At 41.3% G+C, this 3,955-nt stretch carries 4 protein-coding genes; 2 read left to right on the top strand and 2 right to left on the bottom strand.

The genetic code is table 11. The annotated features are described in order from the left end of the window. The coding region (locus WJ238_RS07140; RefSeq protein ID WP_524536994.1) for a ClpB D2-like domain containing protein at positions 1 to 357 on the top strand (357 nt) is incomplete at its 5' end. Continuing rightward, the gene (locus WJ238_RS07135; RefSeq protein ID WP_337606544.1) at positions 354 to 1,616 is read left to right on the top strand and encodes a DNA polymerase Y family protein; all 1,263 of its coding nucleotides are present in this window, start codon (positions 354 to 356) and stop codon (positions 1,614 to 1,616) included. The genes WJ238_RS07140 and WJ238_RS07135, both read left to right, overlap by 4 nt. Before the next feature lie 122 nt (positions 1,617 to 1,738). Here WJ238_RS07135 and WJ238_RS07130 read toward each other — a convergent pair whose 3' ends face one another. Both WJ238_RS07130 and WJ238_RS07125 read right to left on the bottom strand, forming a co-directional pair. Beyond that, positions 1,739 to 3,487 carry an IS1634 family transposase gene (locus WJ238_RS07130; protein ID WP_337606543.1) on the bottom strand — a complete coding sequence of 583 codons (1,749 nt, stop codon included), beginning with the start codon at positions 3,485 to 3,487 and terminating at the stop codon, positions 1,739 to 1,741. Positions 3,488 to 3,615: 128 nt separating this feature from the next. Then, the coding region (locus WJ238_RS07125; RefSeq protein WP_337606542.1) for a hypothetical protein at positions 3,616 to 3,955 on the bottom strand (340 nt) is incomplete at its 5' end.

The following is a 3,955-nucleotide window of genomic DNA, read 5'->3' as shown; positions in this document are numbered from 1 at the left end:
ATGAATGATCTTCGCGCACATTTCAGACCGGAATTTTTAAACCGTCTGGATGAAATGATTATGTTCCGTCCATTGACGAAAGAAAATATTTATGACATTATTGACTTGTTAGTAGCGGATGTCAATAAACGTCTTGCAGACAAAGAACTTTCCATTGAGCTTACGGAAACGGCGAAAAATCAGATTGTGGAAGGCGGATATGATCCGAATTACGGAGCAAGGCCGTTGAAGCGTTATCTGCAGAAACATGTGGAGACATTGGCTGCGAAGTTAATGCTTCAAGGAGATATCGGTGCAGGTGAGAAGATTATTATTGACAGTGAAGACGGAATTTTAAGGGCAAGGAGTCAGGCATAGTGTCCATTATTTTTCATATCGATGTCAATTCTGCGTATCTTAGCTGGAGCGCAGTGGAACAACTGAAGAATGGCGCGGAGACAGACCTTAGAGAGATACCTGCGATCATTGGCGGAGACCAACAGTCTCGTCACGGGGTAGTGCTCGCTAAGTCTGTTCCTGCGAAGAAATATGGCATTCGCACAGGGGAACCGGTGGCGAATGCCTTTCGTAAGTGTCCGAATCTTGTGTCAATACCGCCGGATCATAAGATGTATTCCAGATACAGTCACGCACTTATGGATTTTTTGAAAACGTATACGCCGGATATTGAACAGGTGAGTGTGGATGAGTGTTACATGGATTTTACAGGGATTGCCAATCGCTTTGTTTCTCCGGTGGAAGGGGCGATGGAGATAAAGAACGAAGTGTACCGGCGGTTTGGATTTACGGTAAATGTGGGCATATCCAGCAATAAATTGTTGGCGAAGATGGCTTCGGATTTCGAGAAACCGAACAAAGTCCACACGTTGTTTCCAGAGGAGATTCAAGTGAAAATGTGGCCGCTTCCTATCGGGGAATTGTATATGGCAGGGCGCTCCAGTGTGGCTGCGCTTGAGAAACTGGAGGTTCGCACCATTGGAGATCTGGCGCAGATGGATGTAAGGCTGGTAGAACTTCATTTAAAAAGTCATGGGCGGAAATTGTGGGAATTTTCTAATGGAATTGATGCCTCGCAGGTGGAGTCAGAACGTGCAGAAGCGAAGGGAATCGGAAATTCCACAACCCTTGCACAGGATGTGGTAACAGAAGAGGAGGCGTCAAGAGTGCTCTTTCGTCTGGCAGAGAGCGTTGGCGCAAGATTAAGAAAAGCAGGACAGCGTGCCGGAATGTTGAGCGTGGAGATTAAATACTATAATTTTGAGACTTGTTCCCATCAAAAACAGCTTTTTCAAGATACGAACAGTGATCGGGTAATTCATAACGCAGCAATGGAGTTGTTTCGTGAGTTGTGGAATGGAGAACCGATCAGACTTCTTGGAATTCGAAGTTCCAAGCTTTCGGAAGAAGGAGAACCGCAGCAGCTTAGTATCTTTGATATCCAGTCACAGCAGAAGAAAAGGAAACTTCCGACGAGAAAGCAGGAGCAGCTTGACAAGGCGCTGGATCAGATCCGTAAGCGTTACGGTGAATCATCGGTGGTGCGGGGCAGCTCGTTATCTTCTTCGCGGTCTTCAATTTCAAGAAATGCAGAAGAAAAAGATGAAAATGCGGATTGACATTTTTGCAGAAGACGTCTATAATATCCCGAGTTTGACACTTGTGAAAGTAAAAAATGGCTACAAACCCAGTAAATATGGGCACTGTAGCCGTTTTCCTTTTTGCAGCGATATGTACTATATTATTTCAGTTTTGATTTTATTTGCTTTGTATCTTTGATAAGAGTTCGCATATCTGTTTTGGTAATGAATTCATAATCCGTTCTAAAATCGAATGTTTTATGTAATGCATCGGTTAATTCGGTTCTTGTATAAGAGGGGATATATCCACTCGCTGTGTTCAGCAGTGTCATTTGCATTGAGCGTAATGTTTCCAATATCTGCTCTGCTGTATAAATATTTCCAAGTTCCTTTTCCAGTAAACGATAGAGCAGAAGGCTGATATAGCAGGTCATGAAATGGGCTTTTATCCGGTCTTCTCTTCTGACATATATAGGTCTTGCTTCGAATTCTGTTTTCATGATCCGAAAGTTTTCTTCGATTTCCCAACGTTGTCTGTTGATCCTTATGATCTCTGAAATATCTCCTTCCAGGTTTGTGATAACTGCATAAAAACCATCATACAATTCTTCTTTTTGGATTTGTTCTTCATCAAGATCATAAACTTGTTTTTCGGCAATCTCACCATCAGCAGTAACGGAAGTCTTTTTTACGAAGCGCATAGGATCGTTTTGATTTTTCCCTTTTCTTTTGCGTCCAGGTGCTGTGATTATCCTTTCAGCCCGTTCAATCTGCCGGGCACGGATTTTTCTCTGGTAGGCTTTGTACTTAGGGGAATAGGTGACAACTAAAGTCTCATCCATGTCACCTGTAACAACAGGCACTTCCTTGTAGTAGATTGTGTTATAGACCTCTTCATCCGATTCGTCCAGTGTACGGATATCTATAAATTGATCGGATCCAATTCTGCGGAACTGAGTCGGGTTCAGAGCAATCTCACGATCTTCCTTTTTCATTTTTTTCAGAGAATGCGTGATGATATAAGCCCGATTTCCTAAAGAATTGAATCTTCGGTTACTTGAACTGCCAAGTCCAGAATCAGAACAGTATATGAATTCACTGCAGTTAAAATCCTGAAGAATTTTGGATTCTAACGGCTTCAGAGTTGTCTGTTCATTCTGGTTTCCAGGGAAAATATCAAAGGCAAGGGGAAGACCGTCTGCGTCCATAAATAATCCCATAGTTACGATTGGATTAGGACGGTTTTCTTTGCTTTTTCCGTAACGCCGGAAATCGTCTTCCTCTTCAATTTCAAAGTAATAATTCGTACAGTCATAATAAAGGATTCTGTTATTTCGTGGATGAATGAAGTTTGAGTTTTTATATAGCTCACTTTGTATGAAATCAGACTCCCCTGCAATCACAGAAAGAGAACGATAAACGTCCTGGAGACTGTATTTAGGCGGTTCCAACAAGGACTGGCAGTACTCGTAGCTGGCCAGTTTGCTGGAAGGGGAAAGAATCCTCGCATAGACAAGATCTGTGAGTATTGCATTCAAATCATATTTAAATTTATGCCTGCTTTTAATTGTCCGGCAGACTTTATCTAAACGGAGCTGCGTGCATAGTTTCTGAAGGAACAGATAACCTACATTGAAAGAACGGCGTTCATTCATAGGGATAGCTGCAGCTTTGGAAAACTCTACAGAAACTTTTCCGGTATGCTGCTTATAAAGTTCGGTTTCCTTAGCTGCCTGTTCTTTTGCCCAGGTCATCAGTTTGTCTTCATTTCCATCGAACTGTTCCAAAAGAGCATTGTACTTCCCAAGTTTTTTGTAAATACATGAAGAGGCTTTTCCGTTTTCTTTGCGGAAGGAACGATAAATATATACATCTTTATTATTTTTGCTGCCTGTGATTGCTATGTACATGATAAAAAAATCCTTTTTTCTTCTAGTATACCACACTATTACAAACAAGTACATATCAAAACATAAAATTTGACATAAAAAATGTAGGTTTTATAAGGCCTGCAAGGTAATTTTTAATTATTCAACTGTCAAACTCCCGGGCTTTTCCTCTTCCGTACGACTTTCTTGTTTCCGTCTGGTTTTTCTTCATCTTGTTTATGACTATGATCGGCACTGTCTTCCTGTTTTTTCAATTCCATACCGGCACGCAAAGCATCTCGATACTCTTCCGGAAGTCCATTACAGATTTTTTCAAATTCATAGACTTCTATTTTTTCATCTATTTTTTTCTTTAACTCTATCTGTTTCTCATCCGACAATTCATCCACATCCGAGGTTTCCAAGGCTTTAAGAATCTCCTGCGCCTCTTTCTCTAAGCCCTCTTTAATTGTCTGCTCCAGAAGCTCTTTCTTGTCTTTCATACCAATT

It is taken from the genome of Claveliimonas sp. (genome assembly GCF_037273965.1).
In the GTDB taxonomy this organism is placed as follows: Bacteria; Bacillota; Clostridia; order Lachnospirales; family Lachnospiraceae; genus Claveliimonas; species Claveliimonas bilis.
This window is presented reverse-complemented; position numbering and strand designations above follow the sequence as displayed.